General features: G+C 36.2%; 25 protein-coding genes. 6 read left to right on the top strand and 19 right to left on the bottom strand.

Going from position 1 to position 22,405, the window contains the following annotated elements; translation table 11 throughout:
• Positions 1–45 precede the first annotated feature (45 nt).
• Entirely contained in the window at positions 46–735 is a 690-nt protein-coding gene (locus LG296_RS02955; protein ID WP_107931824.1) for a DNA alkylation repair protein, read from the bottom strand.
• A gap of 137 nt (positions 736–872) precedes the next feature.
• Between LG296_RS02955 and LG296_RS02950 the strand changes: the two genes are divergently transcribed.
• On the top strand, positions 873–1,172 hold the full coding sequence (locus LG296_RS02950) for a DUF2642 domain-containing protein (RefSeq protein WP_107931822.1): 300 nt from the start codon (positions 873–875) through the stop codon (positions 1,170–1,172).
• Positions 1,173–1,243: 71 nt separating this feature from the next.
• Here LG296_RS02950 and LG296_RS02945 read toward each other — a convergent pair whose 3' ends face one another.
• The 3 genes from LG296_RS02945 to LG296_RS02935 all read right to left on the bottom strand — a co-directional run bounded on the left by LG296_RS02945 (position 1,244) and on the right by LG296_RS02935 (position 4,913).
• Positions 1,244–3,010, bottom strand: a complete 1,767-nt coding sequence (locus tag LG296_RS02945) for a methyl-accepting chemotaxis protein (protein WP_107931820.1) — start codon at positions 3,008–3,010, stop codon at positions 1,244–1,246.
• A gap of 212 nt (positions 3,011–3,222) precedes the next feature.
• A complete protein-coding gene (locus LG296_RS02940; protein ID WP_181417936.1) occupies positions 3,223–4,056 on the bottom strand; it encodes a DUF2785 domain-containing protein in 834 nt (277 codons plus the stop codon).
• Entirely contained in the window at positions 4,053–4,913 is an 861-nt protein-coding gene (locus LG296_RS02935; RefSeq protein ID WP_107931816.1) for a phosphotransferase family protein, read from the bottom strand. Before LG296_RS02935 ends, LG296_RS02940 begins: the two co-directional genes overlap by 4 nt.
• Positions 4,914–5,095: 182 nt before the next feature.
• Here LG296_RS02935 and LG296_RS02930 point away from each other — a divergent pair, with 182 nt between their 5' ends.
• Positions 5,096–5,842 carry an ABC transporter ATP-binding protein gene (locus tag LG296_RS02930; RefSeq protein ID WP_107931814.1) on the top strand — a complete coding sequence of 249 codons (747 nt, stop codon included), beginning with the start codon at positions 5,096–5,098 and terminating at the stop codon, positions 5,840–5,842.
• Complete coding sequence (locus tag LG296_RS02925) at positions 5,839–7,791, top strand: ABC transporter permease (RefSeq protein WP_202973766.1); 1,953 nt, start codon at positions 5,839–5,841, stop codon at positions 7,789–7,791. The genes LG296_RS02930 and LG296_RS02925 overlap by 4 nt, the downstream gene beginning before the upstream one ends.
• Here LG296_RS02925 and LG296_RS02920 read toward each other — a convergent pair whose 3' ends face one another.
• The 6 genes from LG296_RS02920 to LG296_RS02895 form a co-directional block, all read right to left on the bottom strand.
• Positions 7,792–8,787: a HAMP domain-containing sensor histidine kinase gene (locus tag LG296_RS02920; protein WP_107931812.1), complete on the bottom strand. Its 996-nt coding sequence runs from the start codon at positions 8,785–8,787 to the stop codon at positions 7,792–7,794. It lies immediately after the preceding gene.
• Entirely contained in the window at positions 8,784–9,458 is a 675-nt protein-coding gene (locus tag LG296_RS02915; RefSeq protein WP_107931810.1) for a response regulator transcription factor, read from the bottom strand. Before LG296_RS02915 ends, LG296_RS02920 begins: the two co-directional genes overlap by 4 nt.
• A gap of 506 nt (positions 9,459–9,964) precedes the next feature.
• On the bottom strand, positions 9,965–10,411 hold the full coding sequence (locus LG296_RS02910; RefSeq protein ID WP_107931808.1) for a GNAT family N-acetyltransferase: 447 nt from the start codon (positions 10,409–10,411) through the stop codon (positions 9,965–9,967).
• 24 nt (positions 10,412–10,435) lie between these two features.
• A complete protein-coding gene (locus LG296_RS02905) occupies positions 10,436–11,290 on the bottom strand; it encodes a hypothetical protein (RefSeq protein WP_107931806.1) in 855 nt (284 codons plus the stop codon).
• 67 nt (positions 11,291–11,357) lie between these two features.
• The gene (locus LG296_RS02900) at positions 11,358–11,798 is read right to left on the bottom strand and encodes a hypothetical protein (protein WP_107931804.1); all 441 of its coding nucleotides are present in this window, start codon (positions 11,796–11,798) and stop codon (positions 11,358–11,360) included.
• A 268-nt stretch (positions 11,799–12,066) separates the two neighbouring features.
• Positions 12,067–12,528, bottom strand: a complete 462-nt coding sequence (locus tag LG296_RS02895) for an NUDIX hydrolase (RefSeq protein WP_107931802.1) — start codon at positions 12,526–12,528, stop codon at positions 12,067–12,069.
• Between the two features lie 145 nt (positions 12,529–12,673).
• Here LG296_RS02895 and LG296_RS02890 point away from each other — a divergent pair, with 145 nt between their 5' ends.
• On the top strand, positions 12,674–13,333 hold the full coding sequence (locus tag LG296_RS02890) for a hypothetical protein (RefSeq protein WP_107931800.1): 660 nt from the start codon (positions 12,674–12,676) through the stop codon (positions 13,331–13,333).
• A gap of 56 nt (positions 13,334–13,389) precedes the next feature.
• On the opposite strand, the gene uvsE is transcribed toward LG296_RS02890, so the two are convergent.
• Positions 13,390–14,355 carry a UV DNA damage repair endonuclease UvsE gene (gene uvsE, locus LG296_RS02885; protein WP_107931798.1) on the bottom strand — a complete coding sequence of 322 codons (966 nt, stop codon included), beginning with the start codon at positions 14,353–14,355 and terminating at the stop codon, positions 13,390–13,392.
• A 130-nt stretch (positions 14,356–14,485) separates the two neighbouring features.
• Entirely contained in the window at positions 14,486–14,929 is a 444-nt protein-coding gene (locus LG296_RS02880) for an SRPBCC domain-containing protein (RefSeq protein ID WP_107931796.1), read from the bottom strand.
• Positions 14,930–15,087: 158 nt separating this feature from the next.
• On the opposite strand from LG296_RS02880, the gene LG296_RS02875 reads away from it, so the two are divergent.
• Positions 15,088–16,335, top strand: coding sequence for an erythromycin esterase family protein (locus tag LG296_RS02875; protein WP_107931794.1), 1,248 nt, complete (start codon positions 15,088–15,090; stop codon positions 16,333–16,335).
• A 41-nt stretch (positions 16,336–16,376) separates the two neighbouring features.
• Here the strand turns inward: LG296_RS02875 and LG296_RS02870 are convergent, their stop codons facing one another.
• Positions 16,377–16,694 carry a MazG-like protein gene (locus LG296_RS02870; protein WP_107931792.1) on the bottom strand — a complete coding sequence of 106 codons (318 nt, stop codon included), beginning with the start codon at positions 16,692–16,694 and terminating at the stop codon, positions 16,377–16,379.
• Between the two features lie 240 nt (positions 16,695–16,934).
• Here LG296_RS02870 and LG296_RS02865 point away from each other — a divergent pair, with 240 nt between their 5' ends.
• Entirely contained in the window at positions 16,935–17,198 is a 264-nt protein-coding gene (locus LG296_RS02865; protein ID WP_107931790.1) for a hypothetical protein, read from the top strand.
• Positions 17,199–17,223: 25 nt separating this feature from the next.
• Here the strand turns inward: LG296_RS02865 and LG296_RS02860 are convergent, their stop codons facing one another.
• The 6 genes from LG296_RS02860 to LG296_RS02835 all read right to left on the bottom strand — a co-directional run bounded on the left by LG296_RS02860 (position 17,224) and on the right by LG296_RS02835 (position 22,312).
• Positions 17,224–17,619: a hypothetical protein gene (locus LG296_RS02860; protein ID WP_107931788.1), complete on the bottom strand. Its 396-nt coding sequence runs from the start codon at positions 17,617–17,619 to the stop codon at positions 17,224–17,226.
• Between the two features lie 26 nt (positions 17,620–17,645).
• Positions 17,646–18,122 carry a GNAT family N-acetyltransferase gene (locus tag LG296_RS02855; protein ID WP_107931786.1) on the bottom strand — a complete coding sequence of 159 codons (477 nt, stop codon included), beginning with the start codon at positions 18,120–18,122 and terminating at the stop codon, positions 17,646–17,648.
• A 624-nt stretch (positions 18,123–18,746) separates the two neighbouring features.
• On the bottom strand, positions 18,747–19,058 hold the full coding sequence (locus LG296_RS02850) for a hypothetical protein (protein ID WP_107931782.1): 312 nt from the start codon (positions 19,056–19,058) through the stop codon (positions 18,747–18,749).
• Positions 19,059–19,145: 87 nt separating this feature from the next.
• Positions 19,146–19,910, bottom strand: coding sequence for a hypothetical protein (locus LG296_RS02845; RefSeq protein WP_404427432.1), 765 nt, complete (start codon positions 19,908–19,910; stop codon positions 19,146–19,148).
• Between the two features lie 1,159 nt (positions 19,911–21,069).
• On the bottom strand, positions 21,070–21,897 hold the full coding sequence (locus LG296_RS02840; RefSeq protein WP_404427431.1) for a metallophosphoesterase family protein: 828 nt from the start codon (positions 21,895–21,897) through the stop codon (positions 21,070–21,072).
• Complete coding sequence (locus LG296_RS02835; RefSeq protein WP_404427430.1) at positions 21,851–22,312, bottom strand: GNAT family N-acetyltransferase; 462 nt, start codon at positions 22,310–22,312, stop codon at positions 21,851–21,853. The genes LG296_RS02840 and LG296_RS02835 overlap by 47 nt, the downstream gene beginning before the upstream one ends.
• Between the last annotated feature and the right edge of the window lie 93 nt (positions 22,313–22,405).

The following is a 22,405-nucleotide window of genomic DNA, read 5'->3' as shown; positions in this document are numbered from 1 at the left end:
ACTCTCTTTGACCCTTTTAAATAGTAAATTTGTGGATTTTACAATTTATAAGTTCTTCAACGCTTCACGTTTACTAAGCGGCTTTAAATCGTTTGAGGCAACAAACTCTTTAACTAATAAGGGGTTCGTTTTTGCGTATTCTCTCAATGCCCATCCAATCGCTTTTTGAATAAAAAACTCCTTACTATCTGCTCTATAGAGAATATATTGAAACAGTCGGTCTTCATCTGTTCCCTTCTTATATTTCAATTGATAGAGTATGGCCGTTCTTTGTAGCCAAAAGTTCTCATCCTTAATCCAGCAATCTGCATATTGCGAAAGTAGCTCTGGATAAGCTTTAAACATATGCCCCATTATTTGTGGAGACAGCTCATCCACTGTATCCCACCAAGATTTGTTCTCTATTAAAGAGCTTAACCATTCCATATCCTCAGGAATGAGCGTCTTTTTTACTTGTGAAAGTATATCGAGAGCTGCTTTTTGATACTCTCTTTCTGGAAGCTCCCATAATGCAAAAATTACATCTGGCAGATTTTCTTTTGACGGGCTACCAAACTCCTTTAAAAACTGTTTTGTTAGCTTTCTACGTATAGGTGTGCGAATCCCTAAAAAGTCAAATTGATTTCTCATATAATTTTCCGACCAACTAGCATAGACCGGATCAATATGCTCGGAATACAGCTTTTTAAGCTCCTCTACATACTGTTGATTGTTAAGATTTATGTTGTTCCTCATCATTTTCTTCTCCCATGCTACTATAAATAACTTCTTCATTAAGCCTTATCATAATCTAAACTGAATATCCTTGTAAAAGGTACCTTCCCAAAACTCCTCTCATAAACTAGTAAGCAAACAAAGGAGTGAATACCATTATGCATAGTCCACGTAATCAGAATCACAATTTAGCGGTACCCCCTGGTCAATATAAGTATTCTAATCATTTCCCTCAAGTCATGCAGCAGTTATCGCCTACTTATACAGTGGCTACAGAACCCGTTTTCTTTGACCATTTACTTATGAATGTAGGAAAATCCATTCGTGTCGTAACATTAAATGATACTTTGGAAGGAACACTTTCAGGAGTAGCAATCGATCATATACAGCTTACAATCGGTGAAGAGCACTATCACATTCGCATTCAACATATTAGTTATTTTGTTGGGAAGCCTTAAGCCAGCTATTCAAGTAAAAAGGATACTACAGCTGTAAATACGAGCCATAGTATCCTTATAAATTATTTAAATTAAGATAGCTTGAATTGTTGTATTAGGCTGTTTAATTCCATCGCTAATTTTGCAAGCTCTTCTGAACTAGCTGCAACTTCTTCCATTGCGCTGCTAGTTTGTTGTGTTGAAGCGGATGTTTGCTCGACACCTGCAGCTGATTCTTCTGAAATTGAAGCAATCTCCTCGATTGATGAATTCATCTCTTGGCTAGTGGATTTAATGCTGATTAAGCTATCGCTAACCGTTTGGATTCTTTCTACCATCACTTTGACAGAGTCACTAATTTTTTCAAATGTCTCGCCTGTTGTTTTCAGCTGTGATGCGCCCTTTTCAACTTCTGTATAGCCCGTTTGTAAAGCGTTTGCCACCTCTGAAGAATCTGTTTGTATTCTTCCAACGATTTGCGTGATATCCGATACGGATCTTGCGACTTGTTCAGCAAGCTTTTTTACTTCCTCTGCCACCACTGCAAAGCCACGTCCATGCTCTCCAGCACGTGCTGCCTCTATTGCTGCATTCAGAGCTAATAGATTTGTCTGTTCAGCTACTTCTCTTATTACAGTAACTAACTGTGTGATTTCGTTTGTTTGCACATCTAATTGCTTTACTTTTTGCACAGAGCTATGAACAATTCGGTCAATATTCGTCATTTGCTCAATTGATTGCAGCATTAACTGTGAACCGCCTTCTGTTAGCTGTAATACTTCGTTAGATGTCTGATGGATTCGTTCACCATTTTCGTTTGCTTCTTCTACCTTTTCCACATACGTCCCCATTGAAGAAGAAAGATCTGATGCGTGACTTGCCTGAGATTCAGTGCCTGAAGCAATTTCCTCCATTGTTCTTGCAACTTGCTCTGCACCTTCTTTTACTTCATTTGCTGATTGTGTTAGTTCCTCACTGTGCCCAGTAATCAGCTGTGAGGCCTGAGAAATATTTTGGATCATCTCTTTTAACTTCATTTGCAGGCTATTTAAGCCGTTTGCCAGCTGGCCAGTCTCATCCTTAGATGTAATCTCGAGTTCACTTAGAGTTAAATCCCCGTCAGCGATATAGGCCATTTGTTCTGTCACTTTCTTTATAGGTCTTGATACGTGATTTGCAAAAAACCAAATAATGAGAATGCCAATTACTAAAGTAACTCCGATGATAATCAGGTTTAACTGAAGTATTTCATTTGCTGGCTGGTTAAAATCAACAATATAAGTACCTGCAACAACTACCCAGCCCCACTTAGGGAAGGCTTTTGAGTACGTTACTTTTTCTTCAACCTGCTCTTGGTTACCTGGAAGCGGGAAATGGTAATAGGTAAAGCCTCCACCATTCAAACCATTTTCGATGAATTCCTGCGCATAATTGTTGCCATTAACATCCTGCTTATCCCAAAGATTTGTTCCTTCACTGTTTGGATGAGCAATCATATTTCCCTCGTTATCAGAGATAAATACATATCCATTTTCACCTAGGTCCAGGTTTTTGTTTATCGGTCTTGTGTTATCTGCCTGCATCTCACCAAGGATAGCTACCTTCACTTTTTCCTTCGCTTCATCTAGTGAAAGGTCACCATTTTCAACTTGTTCGTTTAGAACGTTCATCAATTCAATGGTATATTCAACACTATTTTTTAGATTCGTTTCACCCAATTCACTTAAACTACTACTACTCTTCTGATAGCTGAAGAGTCCTAGGATAATCAACGGAATCGTTAATAGTAAAATAGAAACAGTAAGAAGCTTTTTCTTTATAGATTGCTGGGTAAATAAAGATTTAATATTGGATTTCATTTAGAAACATCCTCATCACTTTTATTAGTTCTTCTTCATATTCGACATTTTATAACAAAATTTTCTCTCTCGTACAATTCCAGATTATATTCCTACTAGACTAAAAACACAATAACTATATTAATGGAAAATAATATTTTTCATTATAAAAGAACCCCTCCTTCAGTCTTGGATAGATTGAAGGAGGGGTTCTCTCAAAGGTTTTATTCTATTTAACCATACATCTTATGGTGGAGCTGCTTTAACTCTCTATTAATCAATTCTCGAATACTCGAATGCTCGTTTTTAAAGCCGATTATAAAATACAAAGATTTTAGGAAGTTGGTTATGTTAAACTTAGTTCGAAAATATCGATTTGAGAAGCCTTCGTTAGAGTAAATCGCTTCAAGATCATTTAAAATTTCATGAATCCATTGCAGCAATATACTTTCATCCACATTCTTTTCAAATAATGCCTCGATGATGAAAACTAGCCGTTCATCTTCTTCATTAATATATGTAGCGTTCTTTAGTAAGCAGTTTTGGATTGCCTTTAAAATCCTTTTAGATTCATCTATTTTAAAGTTGGGGTGCTTCACTACTGCAACTAATAAGTCAGCACCGTGAGCTATGCTATGAGCCCACCCTTTCACTTCTACAAAACCTCTTGTATCTAGTTCACTTTCTAAGTAAGCTACACTCCTACTCAATACATATCTAAATTTTTCATCGGTTAATAGCTTTAGGTCCCTATCTTTATAAAGGAGTCCCACCAGAACTAAAGCGGAAAACGATCTTGTAAAGACCGAGTCTGTGTTTTCCTCACCAATCTTATAAAATAAATGATTGTCATCTAGACAAGAGTCAAAGAGATAATGAACTTGTTTAGGAGTTAGTAATTCTTCATCAATCATCTTCATAAATGTTGGATAAATGAGAGCATCTCTTAACTCTGCATCACCAGAGCCAATATGCTTTAACATAGCCTCAAGCATTAAATCCACATCATCTATTTTTGATTCCTTAAGCCGTACTTTTAGTCTTGAAATTTCTTCACGAACGATCATAAAAATTCCTTTAACCTCTCTAAATTCTCCTCTAGAAATACTGCATTCTTTTCTATCCCGCGGCGTTTGCACCATCCTACACTGTTGAAGGCGTCAGTGAATAAATAAAATGGCAAGACGACATCTAAATCGATGAGTGGCCTGATTGTTTGATAGCCTTCCTTAAAGGCTTGATACAGAGACGGGTCAAAGCTTAAAAAATCACGATACAACTTAGTGAAGTCGATTTCTGTGGAGCCAAATCGGACACTCTCAAAATCAATCATGCCTGCAACCTTATCACCATCAACAATAATATTGGCTGGTCTAAAATCCATATGTACAAAGCTTGGACCATCTGGAGCTGGAATTTGCTGCTTCATCTCTTCATATTTCTTTATGGATTGCTTGTAAATCCCCTCATCTACTACCTCTTTTACATCCTCAGCAAAGCTATAAAATTGCTTTTCTATAAACTGAGACCAGTTTAAAAATTCGTTTTGTATACCCGTTAACTCTTTTCCAGCTGGCGGCTCGATTGTATGCATCGTAGCTTGAAGAACGCCAACTTGATACGAAGCAGCTGGTGATACATCAGTTGTTAGTGGCTTCCCCTTTAGCTCAGACAATAACAAGGCACCGGGACACTCTTCATCCCCAGACCAATAATCTAGTAATTCAGGAATGGCAACTCGCCCTTTTAATATTTCGTACGCTTCAAGCTCTCGCTGATACTTCAATCTTGTGTAAGGTATTTTTAAAAAGAGATTTTGACCATTCAGTAAAGTAATTTTATAGACTGTGGAGCTATGAGAATCCTCCACCTCACTCATAGAAGAAAACTGCAAACCAAATTGTTCAACGACACGATTTAGCAACGAACATACCTCCTTTTTCGAATCTGCTCTTTTCTTGCTTCGATATATATTCAACAAAAAATTCACTAGTCCTGCACAAGCATCCTCAACATGACAAAAATGTCACTTTACATGCTCTTACATCACTGGTTGATGGGCAGATTAGTATATATAGTAAATAAAGGCGAAGGAGGACGAAGCAAATGACTACAATTATACAAACAAAAAATTTATCCAAGGCTTATGGTGAAACTGAGGTCTTAAAAAGTATCGATTTAACAATTGAACAAGGTGAATTCACTGCGATTATGGGTCCTTCCGGCTCAGGGAAAACAACCTTGATGAATACTCTCTCCACAATTGATAGCTTTACCGGTGGCGAAGTATGGATTGAAGGAAATTCACTTTTAGATATGAAAAAGAAATCTTTACGAGAATTTCGTCAAAAGCGAATGGGCTTCGTTTTTCAGGACTACAACCTGCTTGATACCTTGACGGTGAAAGAGAATATTTTATTACCTCTTTCATTGCAAAAAACACCTGTTGCTGAGATGGAAGAAAGACTAGGGAGACTAGTTGAAGCGTTAAATATTGAAGACATTTTAAACAAATATCCTTCTGAAATTTCTGGAGGGCAAAAGCAAAGGACTGCAGCAGCAAGAGCGATTATCACCAATCCAGCGATTGTCTTTGCAGATGAACCAACAGGTGCTCTTGATTCCCGCTCTGCTACACAATTACTCGAGCAAATCCAATTCTTAAATAATCTGTTTAAGACTACAGTATTAATGATTACTCATGACCCATATGCAGCAAGCTATTGCCGTCGTGTTGTATTCCTTCGTGATGGAAAAATTGTGAATGAGATGTTCAAGGGAGAGCAATCTGAAAAAGAATTCTTTGACCACATCCTAACGATCCAAAGTGCCCTAGGTGGTGAAAGACGTTGAGCTTGATTGATTTATCTTGGCGAAATATGAAACGGAACTTCCGTTTATATACGATTTACTTTATCTCCATGCTTGTTGGAGTAGTGATTTACTTCACCTTTTCAGGGTTAATGTATAACAAGGATGTTGTAGCAGCGATTCAAAATAAAGAAAACTACCAAACGGTTATTTTAATTGCTTCTATTATCGTTTTTCTATTTATTGTTTTCTTCATCTTGTATGCAAACTCTTTTTTCATGAAGCAAAGAAAAAAAGAATTTGGTATGTATTTACTTTATGGAATGAAGGAACGTCAAGTTGCTACGATGGTATTCTTTGAAACATTATTCTTGAGTGCATTTGCTGTTGCCGGTGGTATCTTAATCGGTGGACTACTTTCTAAATTTTTCGGAATGGTTTTAATGAATTTAATGCACTACAATGACGACATTTCATTTGCTTTTCCACTGAAGGCAATTCTTTCAACTATCCTGATATTCGTTTTATTAATTGTGATTATTACGATTCAAAGCTATTTTAATGTTCGTCGTGTACAGCTAGTTGAATTATTTCATGCAAAGGAGAAAATGGACAAGCCGTTTAAATTTTCATTTATCCTAGCGATTCTTTCAATCCTGTTAATTGCAGGGTCCTATTATACAATCACTCTATCTGGACACACAGAGTTATGGTCAGAGCATTTTAATCTAGTTTTAATCGCAACAACTGCGGCATTGATTATCGGAACGTATTTATTTTTCCGCCAGTTTTCAGGTTGGCTATTGCAAAAAATGAGCGAAAGGAAAAATTACTTATTTGGCAACAAAATGCTGTGGATTTCCTCCCTTCGTTTTTCGATTCGAGGAAATACTATCAACTTTACGTTCAATTCACTCATTAGTGCAGTGGTTATTTTCGGGGTTGGTTTTATCGCGGTAGACTACGCTGTGAAAGCTGATGTCGTAAAAAAAGAATTCCCTAATCATTTTGTTTTTTCAACACCAAATGAAAATGCTCTTACAGAAGTTGAAGAGATAATGAATGATGCCCATCCGATTCTTGCACATGAAACGATTACTGGTATTCAAACAGAAAAATTTACAGATAGAACACCCTTCTATAGTTATCCTGAATATTACACAGAGGAGTTTTACCTTTTCCCTGAATCTCAACTAAATGCGATTGTGGATTTACGTGGAGTAGGCGATAAAGTAAATATGCAGGAAAACGAGTCGATTCTATTAACAAGAGGCATTGATGATCCTACTAAATATTCGGACCTTACAATTACAGTTTTAGAAAATCAAGAATTTGAGGTAACGGAAAAAATACGTTATCCATTGTTAAGTATTCCGACGAATCCTGGAGGAGATACAGGGCCTCAACCGTCTGTACTTGTTATTTCAGACGAGGTATTTGATTCTTTAAAGGAAAATAATGTTCTTTCCTCTTATGAAGTCTATCAAATCGAGGATCCGAATACATCTAATGAAGAATCTCGTAAAATACACAAGATTATAACTGGAACTGAGGGAGCTTATTATTCAGCTTATGTAGATGAATATTCAACAAATACAGAATCATCCTCATTAGTTCTGTTCTCTGTTGCCTTTTTTGCAGTCATTGCCTTGTTTGCTTTAGGAAGTGTTATTTACTTCAAACAGCTCCGAGAAGCAACAGAAGAAAAAGAACATTATGCCATTCTACGAAAAATGGGTGTTGAAGACAAAGAGCTAAAAAAGATAATCCGTAAACAATTACTGTTCGTATTCTTACCACCATTACTGCTTGGATTGGCCCATAGCTGGTTCCTTTTATACTATACGGTAATTCAAGTAATACAGGATTTACCTTCCCTCACGACTATTATTTTCTCTGTCATGGGCTTATATGTTTTAACGTATTTTATCTTTTATATTTCATCAGCATCGATTTACTACAAAATTATCAACGAAAAGAACACGCGATGACTACTCATCGCGTGTTTTTTGTCTTATTAAATATGGATCATGATTTTTCGGAAAGTGAATTGTGAATTCTGTGTAGGAGCCCATCTCAGATGTACAAGTGATAAAAGCTCCGATTTTGTTCGATAAAGCTTGCGCTAAATATAGTCCCATCCCCGTTGACTTGGAATGAGTGCGCCCGATTTCTCCAGTAAATCCACGGTTAAAAATTCGTGGGAGGTCCTTCTGGCTAATCCCGATTCCATTATCTCTTATTAGTAGCTGCTTCTCCTTGGCGGTTTCATTTACTGTTATCGTAATCTCTCCACCATTACCGGTATACTTTAAGCTATTTGTTAGTAATTGATTGAGTATAAATTGCAGCCATTTTGCATCACTTTGAACCTTTAGAGATTCAGCCTTCAGTTGAATTCGAATTTTTTTAGCAAAAAAGGTTTTTGAATGGGATTTAATAAGCTCTTTTGCAATCTGGATAACGTCACAATTATGAATATCATAATCCTGATTAAAGCTATCCAGCTTCGCATAGTAGAGAGCCTGATCGACATAGTTTTCTATCTTTCCAATTTCTTCTCTTAAGCTATCTCGATCCATATCCGTTTGCTGTAAGAGACGTAGAACCGCAATTGGTGTCTTAATCTCATGAAACCAAGAAACGATAAAATCATAGTGATCCTCTTGCTTATTCAAAATCTCATTCTTGGCACGAATATGCTCTCTTTTCAACTCATCGATATATTGTTTGGCGAAGTCCCCTTCTAGTGAAAGTGGTTCGTAGTCATCAATCTTCATTTGCCGAATTACACGTACATTTTGTTGGTAGCGTAATAACAAGAAGCCTATTAGTAGAAGGCAAGAAAGAAGGAAAGCATAGAAAAAGGTTCCCCATTTCCAACCATCATCATTAGCAGCACTATATACCGCAGATGGAATTAAGGTCCCTAAAAAGTACAAGTAGATATACGGCTTTTCATAGGAAAGAAAACGAAGGATACTCATTCGATTAAATACCCCATTCCCTTCCGAGTAACGATGAAATCCTCAAGACCAAAAGTGGCAATCTTTCTGCGTAATCGATTCACATTGACCGTTAAAGTATTATCATCAACAAATTGGTCTTCATTCCACAGAGCCTGCATCATATCCTCTCGCGACACGATTTTCCCTATGTTCCGCATCATTAACTGTAAAAGGATAAATTCATTGCGGCTCAGCTCTGTCATTTGACCCTCATACTCAATCGTTGAATTCGTGACGTTTAACTTCAAGCCTCGATGGATGAAACGAACATTTGCATCCTCCTGATAGGTATATTTTCGACGCAGCAATGCACTAATTTTAGCAACCAGAATTCCTAAATCAAATGGCTTCTGGATGAAATCGTCGCCACCCATATTTATAGCCATGATGACATCCATATTTTGATTTCTCGACGAAAGGAAAAGTATCGGCACCTTCGAAACATTACGTATTTGCTGGCACCAGTAAAACCCATCAAAGACAGGGAGATTAATATCTAATAAAACAAGATGGGGCGCTGTTTTCTCAAATTCTGATAGGATGTTGTCAAATTGCGTCACTTCCACCACATCATACTGCCACTTTTTTAAGGTATCTGCGACGATGCTTCTGATCTTTTCGTCGTCTTCTATCAACATGATTTTGTACATGAAATCCCTCGTTAACTAAATAGTTTGTGCTTTTATTTTAGCATAAGTCACACTCGGGATACTTTCAGCTGGCATTGAAGGTAGTAAAATCAGGCATTAACAAAAAGAACGTCAATTCATTCCGAATTAACGCCCTTCCCCAATTTAATTTCAATTTCATTCGTTTAGTAGTACGCGCTTTTTGCTGACGATGATTTATCAATAAAATGATGCCAGCTTGAATAGTCATGGATAATACAAGAAGGATAAAATGCGTAGATCCAAGACCAACCCATGAGAAAATAAGAAAGCCGGCGCAGCCGAAAGATACGAGATATATTGGTTTTTAGCTGCTATATAAACGATTGTTGAAACACATGTCGTTACCAATAGAACCTCTAATACCCTTCTTATAAAATAGAAATCAATCGATAATCAATAGGGTACTTCATTTCATTTAGTATCGTCATTATTCTTATTCCCTTTCCGATATGTAAATAGTTTGTTTTTCTAGTAGTCTCTGAATGCTATTTCGTTAAATCCAATTCATAATGATAGAATTCTCCATCCCTTTCATATCCCTGCTTTTCATATAAACGTTGAGCAGTGAAATTGTCTGCAGCTGTACTTAGACTCAAGCTTTTTGCGCCTGTTTCAAGGGAAAATTCCTTTGCTTTGTTTAATAGCTTCTCACCTACACCTTGCCCCCTTGCCTCTGCCTCGACATATAGATCATTTAAAATCCATGCTCTTTTCATAGAAATTGACGAAAACGTTGGATACAGCTGCGTAAACCCGAGCATTTTTTCATCATCCTTAGCCACAAATATGACAGAATCCTTGTATTTAAGACGATCGTTTATGTAAGCCATAGCACCTTCTAAGTCTGACTCCTGCTTGTAAAACATTCGATATAAGTTAAACAAATGTGCTGTTTCCACTAAATCTTCAATTGTTGCTTGGTATAGCTTCATTAGAATCCTCCTTAAAATTAGCTCTTAGTTTTCAGCAATTTTATAGCTTTTTAACCACTCATCAATAACTTCGAAGTACCGCTCATTCTTCCACAATAATAATGTATCTAGTTCACTGGTTTGCTTGATAGAGTATTGAAAGAAACAATCTGCTATAAAATAAGCAAGTCTTGAATAACCAAATGTAACGCCACCATTGATGGAAAACCATTCTTTAAAAATTTCTATACTTGTTTTTCCATTATCTATATCATTTGCAAAGCATCTTATAATTTTCTCTCGGTTAGCCTTCGCAAATCCTAGCCATTCGTCTCCCTCATTATCGTAAGAGAAATAGATAGATTCCTTTAGATCAGGGATAATCTGTCTTGAAAAATGGGTAGCTGCTCCTTCTTGCAATAACGTGATAAAGGGATGCGTCCATTGTATATTTTTCCACTCTATTTGATGGGCATCCGAAATTATGTTATGTGCTGCATGACCAAATTCGTGTGCAATTATCACCCGCAATGGATTTTCCTCAAAAGAAAGCCGCTCCATCGCAAAAGTTAAATCGGGAATGATTTCTCGATGTGTATAAGCATTAGATCCATATGCGCCAATTATTAAATTGACCGAGACCGGGAACTCTATTTGATATTTCTCTTTATAGTGCCCTACTACTTCCTCTATTAAATCTTTGATAGAATGGTGTACCTTTTCAATGGACTCCCAATCATCAGCGTATTTCTCAATGGCTTTGTTTAACCGCTCATCTGTATCCTTGCAATGATATAAAAAATAGGTGTTAAATATTTGAGGGTACTTAGCGTAATATTGCCTTAGCAGATCTAAGCTTAATTCTTCTGGGAAGGCCGAGAATGTGTCAATGATTTTCAAAACTTATTCCTCCTCGTGAAAGCCAGTACTTAAATAACTTCCACATTAAGTGCGTGAATCCTTCCTGTCATTTATGAGCTCTAGATTTGGTTGCGCCGTTAAAAATGCTCAAAATTAACGAACTACCGGCAATAATTCCAAATAGATTCGAAGTGTACATTCGATTCAACCAGGTATAGATTGTGATGGCTAAATTATTGGACGGTATCTCGATTTTTAGTACAAAACTCCATAATGGTACGGCAAAAGCAAGGACAATATTAGGAATGAATACACACCAAAAGAGTGATGGATTCAGATTAATCGTCCATTTTCTAACTAAAATAAGTGAAATATACAATCCATAAAGCAGAGCAATTATCGGTTTCGACCAATACATATACGTAGCATCAAAAGTGTCAGCTACATGTCGTTGAATTTGGTTTTCAATATTAAAAACAATGATTGTCAAGATGATTAACCCCACAAGCCAACCAAGCTTCCACAAATAACCAGACCATTTTCTCACTATAACTTCCCCCTCATAACACATTAGCTGTACAGGCATAATTGTATTACGTTTAAAATTACAAAAAGTTCCAAATTTTTGGTATAAATTGAAATTTTAATGTTTGGAGCAGGAGGAGTTTATAGATTAGATACTGGAATTGGCAATGTGTCTGGTAAATTTGCGAAGGTGTCCGGTAAAACGAGAATGTCCAATAAATTTGTGAAAGTGTCCAATAAACTAATAGATGTTGTCTATAAGAATTAAAAAAGCATTGATTCATCTGCAATCAATGCTTTTCATTAATATTCTGTATGTAATCATTTATAATCGGTAAATCAGGCGGACTTATATTAGGAGGGAGTTCATTCAAAATAAAGAATTTCAATTCCTGGACTTCACTTTCATCGATTGTTAATTCACCATGAAAATCCTTGCATATATATGCTGCAACAACACCGTATACCTCGTCACCGTGAGGATATTTATAGTAGAACTGTTCTCCTGAATACATATTAAATAATTCAAGTGCGTTAGCAACTAAACCTGTTTCTTCAAACAATTCTCTTTTGGCTACCTGTTCCAAAGTCTCCCCTAATTCTAATGAGCCTCCAGCTAAACCCCAGCATTTATTATCCTGACGAAGCTGTAATAATATCCTATTTTCTTGATCTAATAAAATGACACAAGCTCCAACCATTATTAGCGGCCTGCTTCCAACTAACTTTCTTAACTCCATTATGTAGCCCAAAATATATCCCCTCCCAATAGCTCTATACTTCTTACACTATTCACTCCCTTCAATCCCCCTCCAACAAGAATCAATATTGGTAATTTTTCCATTCAATCGTTGTATTTGCATGTAAATAGGGAACACTAGAAATAGGAGTGATTCTATGAACACAATTATTTACTTCCTTTTAGCTTTCGGATATTTTGTTCTTTTGATTTGGGGGTTAGCCCTTTCAAAAAATAACCTGTGGAATTTAACAAACGTACTTTTACTCGTTATTGTCGGACTCGTTTATGATAATTTAATTATTGCATTAGGCAAATTTATTGGCGAAGGAGAGCTACTTAAAGGATTAAGCTACCCAAGATTCTGGTTACACGCCCTCTTTACGCCAACGCTCATTCTTTTTGCTTGGAGCATTTGTAATAAACTTGATTTACCATGGGCTAAGAAGACGCATTGGAAAGTCATCTTCGGTTTCCTAACGATTGGGTTAATTCTTTATGAACTCCTTACTTCTGTTATGAATCTTGAATTAAAAGCTAACCATGAAAACGGTGTTTTAAACTATGAGAGTATTGAATCCACTAGTCCAGTAATGGTTATCTTCGTTACGCTAGTACTCCTCATTGTCGGTATCATTTTATTAAAAAAGTTCCACTTCCCTTGGCTATTAATCGGAACCATTATTATGATATTAGGTAGTTTATTAGCGATATGGATGAAGACCTTCCCAATCATGAATATATTGGAGATTCTTTTGATTACCTCATTAGTTTTGACAAAACAGCTTCAAGTGAAGGAGTCCAAAATAGTAGGTTAACATCCTAGAAAAGAATCGTCTAAATTTAGAGGATTCTTTTTTAATTGGATTTATATCTACTTTATATTGAATGTAGATCCATCAATTACTTCAATATCGTCACGTTTTTTTATTTCATTCATTAAAGTAAATAGAGCTTCATCCTTCTTTTTTGCTTCAATCATACAATCGATTTGTGGAACTGTTCCTTTGATTTCTTTTAAAAACCTAAAAAACATATCAACATCTACATAATCTGAGTGATGTCGAAATTCAGCAAGACTTTTAGGACTAGAAATATGCATTTTGATGGGCAAAGGTGAATACTTCCAAGTTGCTATAACACGCTCCCAATTCTCTTCCCATTGTTCGTTATAATGGTGAGCAAGATGGTGATGATAATCAAATACAAGTGGAATTCCTAGCTTCTCACATAAATACAGCGTATCATCCAACGTAAATGATTTATCATCATTTTCAAGCATAATCATCTCTTGGATGCCCCTAGGTACATCCATCCAATTATCAACAAAACGCTCTAACGATTTCTCTGTTTCCTGATATCTTCCGCCAACATGGAGTACACAACGATGAGTAGGATTAATTCCCATACCATTTAATAATGATTTGTGTAGTTTCAAATTTTTAACTGAATTAATAAACACTTCTTTTTTGTCAGAGTTCAGAACAACAAAATGGTCGGGGTGAAAATCTATTCGTATCCCTTTATTTGTTGCGTATTCACCTACTTCTCGAAGCCTATCTTTAATTGGGGTGATGTAATCCCAATCAAGTAATGCTTCATGAGTAGCTAACGGAATTAGACGAGAAGTTAAACGATAAAAGTGAATTTCATGAAAAACATTATGCTTAAGTAGCCTGAGCGTGTTCTCTAAATTCGTTAGTGCAATTTGTTCTAATTTTCGAATTGCCGCTTCACGATCATCAATTTTTTGAAAATTGGTAAAGGTCATCGTTTTAGAAGGCGAAGCATTCTTAAGTTCCATACTCATGGCAACATAGCCTAATCGTATAATTGTCATCTTTCCACCTCTAACATAGTATGGAGGTTTAAGATTGGTGGTAACCATTTTTAAAATAGGAAATCAGAACTAAATATGTGTAAGCAACAGGCTTTACTTATCAGCTAACTGTATATTTGATGACGTTGAACTAATGAATTAATGACGCTCTCAAACCTGTTATTTCGTTTTCCAAATAAGCCTTTAAACAAGTTAATGTATATACCCAACCTTCTTTTTGTCCTAACATTTTGTTCACTACTTCTGGGTCACTTTCTTTAAGTCCCGTTTCTTTTACTTCAATCACTGTAGTTTCCGGATTTACCTCATTTAATGTTATGGTCACAATTGTCCCTTCTCCTGCTTCTTCCCCCCATGAGAAAGTGATTTTCTTGTTCTCTTCTATTTCCAATATATTAATGACGCCTTCTGCTTCGTATTCAACATAGCATAATGTAATTGCCTTGCCTTCTTCCCATCTTTCCGAGCTCGATGAAAACCAGTAATTTCCGATTTTCATCGGATCAACGATAGCCTCAAAAACCTCGCCAGCAGATTTACGTATTTCAAGTTTCGTTGTTATTTGAGTATCCACGAATCAATCATCTCTCTTTTTAATTGTATTTTTTCCGTACCTTTTATATTTCAATTACAAAGTCCATATTCCTTCAAAATCGACTCAAAAGAAAATATGAGTTCAGTGTTTTTGAAGCTTCAGCTTGGGTAAGCTAAATTGAAAGGAGTGAACAGAAGATGCCAAGAAAACTGATTAACGCTATTAAAGAGCAATCCCTCCCTTTGAACGACCAAAGCTTGGACAACATCATTGAGACAATAGGAAATGCCCGTATTGTAATGATTGGTGAAGCATCCCATGGGACATCTGAGTTTTACACAACTCGAGCCGAGCTTTCTAAAAAGCTGATTGAGCAAAAAGGTTTCCATGTCATAGCAGTTGAAGGAGATTGGCCTTCAGTACAAACAGTGAACCAATATGTAAAAGGCTTTGGTGATGAAGGCGCCTCGGCTAAAGAAGTCCTTATAAAATCTTTTAATCGTTGGCCAACCTGGATGTGGGCAAATGAAGAGGTCGAAGAGTTTACAGAATGGCTTAAGGAGAAAAATAAAGCATTAGAGAATAAGGTAGGCTTTTACGGAATTGACCTCTACAGCCTCTATGAATCTATTGATGAAGTACTGAAATTTTTATCGAAAAATCCTGAGTACAAAGTTGATTTGGAGCACGCTAAAAAAGCCTTCACCTGCTTCGAGCCCTATAACAGAATGCCTGAGCACTATGCCCTTTCCACCGCGCATTTTACAGGTGAATGTATTAGCGAGGTTTCCAGTTTACTTAAATCCTTACGAAACAATGAAGAAAAGTATTCCGAAGAGCACGAAGAGGATTTAAATGTAATCATGAATGCGCTTGTAGCCAAAAATGCAGAAGCCTATTATCGTGCAATGATGCAGGATGCAAAATCGTGGAATACTCGTGATTCTCACATGGTCGAGGCGATTAATGAACTAATTAAGTATCATGGTGAAGACGCCAAGATTATCATTTGGGAGCATAACACCCACATTGGGGATGCTTCTGAAACAGATATGAAGGACGATGGCTTAATCAATGTTGGCCAACTTATGAGAGAGCAATATGGCAAGGACAACACATTTGCCATTGGATTCGGAACTTATCAAGGAAAAGTTATTGCTGCTGACAGCTGGGGCGATCCTTTAGAAGCTATTGATGTACCGCCTTCGAAACTCAGTACGTGGGAAGGACAGCTCCATGCAGCTGGTGCAGAAGATAAGGTACTGCTTTTTAATGATGAAAATCGCGACATCTTCAACGATTGGATTGGTCACCGTGCAATTGGCGTCGTTTATAACCCTGAATTTGAAGCCTATGGAAATTATGTCCCTTCCCGGGTAGGTAGCCGTTACGATGCTTTCATTTATATTGAAGAATCAAATGCGTTAAAACCATTGAAGGAGTGAGCCGTGCGATTTTTCGTACGGTTTGTTTATTGGCATTTTTTTCACTCTTTCAATTTTGCTTCAGTTTTAGTTAGAAATTTTTCCAACGCTTCACCACTATCAATATCCATACGTTCAGCCAAAACTATCAACCACCACATGCATTCACCGATTTTATGCTCAAGATTAGTTTCACTGCCGCCACTAATTGGCCAACGCTTTTGTTGTGACATTGTAAGACGACCTACTAATCCAGCATCTGTTAAGAATGCCAAAGCATCCTCTTCTACTGTCCATTCACTTTCATGATACTGTCTTTCTAAACGATGGTAGGCTTTTCTTAATTGTATGGAGCGTTCAGCTATGTCGCTAAAATTCATATTAATTTTACCTCACTTGTATTAAAATTTTTTCTTCTTCTCTCGACAAACAAGGAACGTATGTTCTCATTTCAATTATAACCTTTATTAAACTAAAGTACAAGGAATATATTACCTTAAAGCTACTACCTTTACTGTACACCCACTAAGGAGAAAAAAATCCGTGCATATATTAGATTTCCCCTATCTTGATGAAGGATTATGGATATATTATAGAAAATAACCATATGGAGGTACGAAATGGAATTTTTAATCTATATCTCATTATTTATTTCAGCCGTTTCATTTATGCTGGGAATCGCCAAATTATCATGGTGCTACCTGCTTGTTAGCACCATTACATGCATCCCATTGTCTTACTATTTTCTCGGAACAAACAATGCTTGGAAATATGTAGGCTTTATTCCGTGGTTCGTACTATTTTTATTAGCCGTAGCATTTGCGATTATTAAAAGGAAAAACGTTGATGTGAAAAATTTAGGTGAGTTTCTCAGACGTATTTGAAGAGATGAACTTTGTTCTGTCCCCCCTATTCGTCAATTGAATCTGAGAACTCTAGAAAATAGCTGCGTATTTCTTCTGGCAGCTCTTCAACAGCAAGAACCTTAAGTTTTGATTTTCCAGGACTTGTCAAAATGAGATAGGTTCTGTCTTCAAACTCAAACAGCGTAAATTGGTTCACACTTTTAGCTACTGTTTCAGGCTTACTTATGTAATCGAAATCCTCTTTTTTAAAATTCCTCTCATATCCCGTTAAACTTAGCTTTTGAGCCTCTTCAAAATCCTTTGCAAAGGAAATAGACTGGTATAGCTCAAGTGAATTCTTGGGTTTGAAGAAGAGTATGAAATAGCTTGATGCAGCTATTGCTACGATTGCGATTATACAAAATGAGAGAATTTCTTTTAAGGTTAATTTCTTTTTCACATACTCTCTCCGTTCCTAAATAAATTTTAATTAGTAGATTTTTCCATCAAAATGAAGGACACCGGATGGCCAAAGAAGCCCCCTTGGTTTTCTTTGATTCTCTTAAACCCTTCTTTTTCATAAAACGAAATATTAGGATTACCTTCATATACTGTTAAGGCGACAGTTGTAGCGTTCGGAAAATTGGAAATTGCCGATTGTAATAGTTTCTTCCCTATCCCTCTTCCTTGGTAATTCGGGTGAATATATAGAGATTCTACAAATAGCTTGTTATCGGATTTCACATATAGAAAAGCATAACCCATCACCACTCCATTTTCTTCTGCTACCAAATTTAAAGAGGATTTAAAGCGACTAGCCATCTCTTTACTAGAGTAAGCCTCTGCTAAAACTTTATCCTGAATTTCTTCAGGAATAAAGCTACTATAAGTCGCCCTCCAAGCATCTCTCGCAATCAACCTAACCGTTTCAATATCCACAGACTTCATATCTCTAATTATCATAAAATGCCCTCCAGTGTACGATGTTTTATAGTGCCGATTATTTCAAATTATGAAATCTCATAGTGTTTTTATAATCATTACTGACTCTCATGTAGGTATGAAAACTAATAAGAAGAGAAATTTCCGTTAATGTTAAAATTGAGCATTTTAACGGCAAAATAAGCGAAAATATTCCGGTTAACTCCTCTAAATTCGGCAAAATCCAAAGAATTAACCACAATAAGCGAAAAAACTTCCTTTATTTTCAATAAAATCTGGGTATTTTTCAATATAAGCGAAATTTTTCCCTTTATCTTCTTCACATAAAGCAAATGAGCTTCGCCTTCATATACTAGCTTGAAGTTTGTTGTTCCAGTTAACTAACTTTCCCTTTACTCTACTAACATCTATATTTTTTTAACCTTTAAAAGTACTTGTTCAATCCAGCATTCCACTTTTGACTTTCGTTGCTCGTAGCTTAGTTGATAATCTAGAGTTAAATACTGTAGTTCGGATGGTAAGCGATGTATATGTGGACGGATATACTGGTTTGCTTCTGCTTCCTCATCTAGAAAAAGATCATTTTTTCATTGTTTAAAGTTATTAGGGTACGTACAGAGTATTCAACTTTATCAATGACCACCTCTAAATGACCCCTTGCGTTAAGTGACAACGGCTAAAAATGCCTTTATTTAAATTGAAAAGAGAGGACTCAAAAGTACTTAATTGCTCCTCGTTAATTATGTAATGATGAAAATAGATGTCTTCGCTTTTTCGATTCATTTCCATATTCATATCGTAAACATCCATTTGGAACAAAATATTTCCTTCTTCATTCTTATTTTCAGGGATATCGCCCCACTCTACCTCAAATTTACTTAATCTATCTTTTACTAAATAATGAATATTAGAATAATCAAGATTACAGCCGTAAATGGCAAGTAAGATTCCTTTCAAGGCTACGCTACCCTCCAAAGTGAAAGTGTTCATTGTATGAAGTATTTTCGACAAAAAGAGCGATAATCCTTTTTCTGGGATTATCGCTTAGTCATAGTTCATGGAGTTAGCAATTTTAAGGTAATCTCCAGCCTCGAAGGTTTGTTCCTCTTCCTCGCCACCTTCTAAATGAATGGAGTAAATCAGGTTATTATCCTGCAATAAAAATTGTTCTGAACCTGGTTTGTAAAGAGCTTTTAAGCCATTACTTAATGTGTAAATTTGATCGTTCGCAGCTTGAAAATCTTCTAACGCTGTAGCGTTTTGCTCTACCGCTATTTGTAGTGAAGCCTCGGTTTCTGTATTTCTATAATTTAATTCAAGACGTCCATTATCTATATTCCCATCAACCTGCTGTACCACAAAATGATGTTCTGTGACGGTAAGAATGTTGGTTTTACTCTGACTTTCAAATTCATTAACAAGATTCATCTCGTTTATGAATGGATTTGAACCATCGTACACCACACGAATGTCCGTGATTTTCTCATCTTCTACTGTTAGCTCCCAAATAAATGCAATTCGCCCACTTCTTCTGGAAATTCTTTCGTCCTCGAAATAACTGATGACCACACTTACATCTTCATCTGGCGAGGGATAGCCTGTTACTCTGTTAATCGGTGTGTTCTCATTGACTTCTGGAATCGTTACGTTTTCAGCAAGATAGGTTCTTGCTTGTTCTTGATTATTCTCTATAAAATAAACAATGACAAATTCACTTGCATTTGTTACAATGGTTGATACTGCCTTAGCCGGCTGAAAGTGTATGATAACAAGGGTCAAAGCCAAAAATACAGTAACTATTTTCTTCATTTTTCATCACCAATATTAGATTGTCCTTGATATGTTATTTTATCCTTTGATGACTACGGAAAGTATATTTTATAAATCGAGTATAAGAACTGACAATCCATCCATACTATTAGAGATTTCACTTCTAATCCAGTGACTTAGGAGGGTTAACCCGATGAGTGCGATTGATCGTTTTCTCTAGGAAGAACCATCTAACTGAATAGCTAAGCAGTAAAATGCGAAAGCGAGGCAGCGTGTCGTGGATACAATAATGTAGTGCAATCAGACCCGGAATTTATTCCGGGTTTTTCTTTTTTTCAAAATTCCATGTATGAGATTTAAAAAACCATCCATACTATTAAAGATTTCACTTTAACTCCAATGAATTGGGAGGGTTAACCCGATGAGTGCGAATGATCGTTTTCTCTAAGGCAATCTAACTAAATCGTGGGACATGTGTAATCAGACCCGGAATTTATTCCGGGTTTTTCTTTTTTTCAAAATTTCATGTATGAGATTTAAAAAACCATCCATACTATTAGAGATTTCACTTTAACTCCAATGAATTGGGAGGGTTAACCCGATGAGTGCGAATGATCGTTTTCTCTAAGGCAATCTAACTAAATCGTGGAATACGTGTAATCAGACCCGGGATTTTTTCTGGGTTTTTATTTTTTTAAAATTTTATGTATGACATTTTTAAATCCATCCATACTATTAGAGATTTCACTTCTAATCCAATGATCTGGGAGGGTTAACCCGATGAGTGCGAATGATCGTTTTCTCTAGGTAAAACCATCTAACTGAATATGCTTGAGCGATATTATCTTAGGTCAAACTTAAGGTTAAAAAGCGAAAGCGAGGCAGTGTGTCGTGGATACAAATATGTAGTGTAAATCAGACCCGGAATTTATTCCGGGTTTTAATTTTGCTTAAATATCAATAGGCGGATCTTGTAAAATAAGTCACCACCACCATTAAATAAAAGAAAAAGTTCCCCCAAATTAAACAGACCAAAAACCTATAATCTACAAAAAAGACGTTTATTAATACTGTGAAAAAAATAGCTAAGGCGATTGCGTAAAATAGTTTCCCATGTTTGCAAAATAAACTTTGTATGACTGCAAAAACAATCGTTAAAAGAATTGGAAAGTAAAAACTCATCGGCTCACCTCTGCTTCTATCGAAAATGCTGATTTCCATGAAAAACCTTTAAAATAAAATCCTTAGCAGGTACATTTAACTGCTCGTAGGCAAGTAAAAATTCTTTATTGTCATATGGCACCTCTATAAATGAAACATCAATTTGCCCTGAATTCCCCACCTTCAATGTTGCATAGGGAGCTAATGGAGAATGATTACAGCCTAAAGAACCCGGATTGATATAAAGTCTCTTCTTCGATTTAAAATGATGCACGATGTGATGGTGACCAAAACATACGACATCTATATTTGAATCTCCATAAAGAGTATCTAATTCTAAAGCAGTAGGTCGTTCATCAATCGGTAGAAATTTCTCTTCAACGTTCAAATGATAATGTACAAAGAGAAAGTTTTTACCGTTTATGGTTTCGTATCTTGTCATCGGAATACTGGCTAAGGCTGGTAGAAATTCCCGCTCAATTCTCGAAGCAATCCAATCATGATGCTCGATTTTGTTTTGAATACCTGTGGACTCTTGCCCCGCCAGAGTATTTAATATATCCTCATCATGATTTCCCTTTACAAAAGAAATATCTTTTCTCGAAAACAGCATCTCAAGCACTTCGTTTGTTTCATGGCCTATCGCTATTAAATCCCCAAGGCAATAAATATGTTTTATGTCAGTATCCTGATCAATATGATTTAAAACAGCCTTAAGAGCTGAACTATTCCCATGAATATCTGTAATAATTGCAATTTTGTCCCGCATTGTTTTCACATCCAAATTGCTTATTAAAAGAAATGATTGTTGAAGCTTTTCAACTCGGATAATACTCCATTGCTTCCTTACAATGAACGTATCCATTCTTTTGGTAATATGAAATGGCCTCATCACTTGGCCAGACGATGACAAACTCATAGTTATTTTCTTTAATCCAAGCGTTTATGGAGCTAAGTAATTTACTTCCAACGCCCATATTTCTATATTCCGGTACTGTATAGACGTTCGTCATGTATGCAAATGGTTGTGTGACTCTACCGGGACGTGGCACCTTTTGTATTAATTCTATGTATATATGGGAGACAATTTTCTCAGCTTCTTCTACAACCCAAACAAACCATTGACCACTAGTGAATGCCTTTTCAAAAAATGATTTACACTCTCTTTCAAAATGAAAAAAGGACGCATTTTTCTTGCTTTCATCGTGCTCGATCGTAAAATCCCATCGCATTCTAATTAATTGATTGACGTCTTTTGCTTCAGCTAACCTAATAATCAAGTTAGTTCCTCCCTTGTTTTAGAATCTAAAAAGCTCGTTATTATAATAGTTCAACAAAAAAAGAGCAAATCCTTGTTGGAAATGCTCTTTTAT

The organism is Ureibacillus chungkukjangi, assembly GCF_044795995.1.
Lineage (GTDB): Bacteria > Bacillota > Bacilli > Bacillales_A > Planococcaceae > Ureibacillus > Ureibacillus chungkukjangi.
The sequence above is the reverse complement of the archived record's forward strand: the minus strand, read 5'-3'. Positions and strand labels throughout refer to the sequence as shown.

Coding starts and splice junctions, on each gene's coding strand:
- LG296_RS02955 (WP_107931824.1), bottom strand. CDS start 735: ATGAGGAACAACATAAATCTTAACAATCAACAGTATGTAGAGGAGCTT.
- LG296_RS02950 (WP_107931822.1), top strand. CDS start 873: ATGCATAGTCCACGTAATCAGAATCACAATTTAGCGGTACCCCCTGGT.
- LG296_RS02945 (WP_107931820.1), bottom strand. CDS start 3,010: ATGAAATCCAATATTAAATCTTTATTTACCCAGCAATCTATAAAGAAA.
- LG296_RS02940 (WP_181417936.1), bottom strand. CDS start 4,056: ATGATCGTTCGTGAAGAAATTTCAAGACTAAAAGTACGGCTTAAGGAA.
- LG296_RS02930 (WP_107931814.1), top strand. CDS start 5,096: ATGACTACAATTATACAAACAAAAAATTTATCCAAGGCTTATGGTGAA.
- LG296_RS02920 (WP_107931812.1), bottom strand. CDS start 8,787: ATGAGTATCCTTCGTTTTCTTTCCTATGAAAAGCCGTATATCTACTTG.
- LG296_RS02915 (WP_107931810.1), bottom strand. CDS start 9,458: ATGTACAAAATCATGTTGATAGAAGACGACGAAAAGATCAGAAGCATC.
- LG296_RS02910 (WP_107931808.1), bottom strand. CDS start 10,411: ATGAAGCTATACCAAGCAACAATTGAAGATTTAGTGGAAACAGCACAT.
- LG296_RS02890 (WP_107931800.1), top strand. CDS start 12,674: ATGAACACAATTATTTACTTCCTTTTAGCTTTCGGATATTTTGTTCTT.
- uvsE (WP_107931798.1), bottom strand. CDS start 14,355: ATGACAATTATACGATTAGGCTATGTTGCCATGAGTATGGAACTTAAG.
- LG296_RS02875 (WP_107931794.1), top strand. CDS start 15,088: ATGCCAAGAAAACTGATTAACGCTATTAAAGAGCAATCCCTCCCTTTG.
- LG296_RS02870 (WP_107931792.1), bottom strand. CDS start 16,694: ATGAATTTTAGCGACATAGCTGAACGCTCCATACAATTAAGAAAAGCC.
- LG296_RS02865 (WP_107931790.1), top strand. CDS start 16,935: ATGGAATTTTTAATCTATATCTCATTATTTATTTCAGCCGTTTCATTT.
- LG296_RS02855 (WP_107931786.1), bottom strand. CDS start 18,122: ATGATAATTAGAGATATGAAGTCTGTGGATATTGAAACGGTTAGGTTG.
- LG296_RS02845 (WP_404427432.1), bottom strand. CDS start 19,910: ATGAAGAAAATAGTTACTGTATTTTTGGCTTTGACCCTTGTTATCATA.
- LG296_RS02840 (WP_404427431.1), bottom strand. CDS start 21,897: ATGGATACGTTCATTGTAAGGAAGCAATGGAGTATTATCCGAGTTGAA.